General features: G+C 66.6%; 1 protein-coding gene. It reads right to left on the reverse strand.

Features of this window, described 5'->3' with window-relative positions; genetic code table 11:
- Positions 1-997, reverse strand: a 997-nt coding sequence (locus ELR45_RS13290; RefSeq protein WP_165367741.1) for a sensor histidine kinase, incomplete at both ends; no start/stop codon positions are given.

Raw genomic sequence — 997 nt, forward strand, 5'->3', positions numbered from 1 at the left:
CGTCGTTGACCACGTGCAGGGACAGCGAGCCGTTCACCGCGGCGATTGAGACGGTGCACGTGCGGGCGGAGGTGTGGCGGATGACGTTGGTCACGGCCTCGCGCAGGGTCACACCCAGGAGCTGATCCACCTCGGCGGGCAGTCGAACGCGTGCCACCTCGACCGTGCCGTCGATTCCTGCTGCGGCCAGCAGAGCGCGAGCGCTGTCGGCCTCACCGGACAGGCTCACCTGTAGCGGGCCACCGGCCAGCGAGCGAACGTCGCCCAGCGTCCGCTGGGCGATGTGCAGCAGCTCGTTGAGATGCTCCGTGCTTCGTGCCGGTTGCTCGGCCATGACCTTGAGCGCCAGCTCGCCCTTCAACGCGATCGCGAACAGGTTCGAGCAGACCAGGTCATGCACGTCACGGGCGATACGCAGCCGCTCAGCCTCGGCCGCTCGGTCAACAAGCACACGGTTCGTGGCCTCCAGCTGCCGGGTGAGGTCGCTCAGCCGGCTCCCCGCGCAGACGACCAGACCGATCGAGACGGTGAATGCTACGGCGGTAACGCGATCGATGAGACTCGAGTTTAAGGGTGTGGGCATGGCCAGGATGCCCACTGCGATCGCCGCCAGCGGCAGCCAGGCGATGCGTGGTCGCAACAGTAGAAGCACTGAACCCGCGAAGAACGGGATCATGGGGATCACGTTGAAGTGGAATACGGCTGTGAGCGCCGCGACGAGCGCACCTTGGGATCCAAGGCTCCACAGCCACCACTGCGGACGCGTTCCGCCGGCGGGCGGTGCGTGGTAGAGCTGGAGAACACAGACGAGCACACAGACACCCGTCGCCGTGATGACGGCTCCCAGGCTCCACTCCTCGATGCCGGAACTGGTTTCAACTATATTCAGAACCGTGGCGACTATGTGCTCGACCATCAAGGCGATCAGGAGGCCAGTCGCCAGCCGCGCCCCGACCGCGTCGGACGGCGGAGCGGTGGCGCCACCGCTCAGCCGGCC

This window comes from Phytoactinopolyspora endophytica, assembly GCF_004138495.1.
Taxonomy (GTDB): Bacteria; Actinomycetota; Actinomycetes; order Jiangellales; family Jiangellaceae; genus Phytoactinopolyspora; species Phytoactinopolyspora endophytica.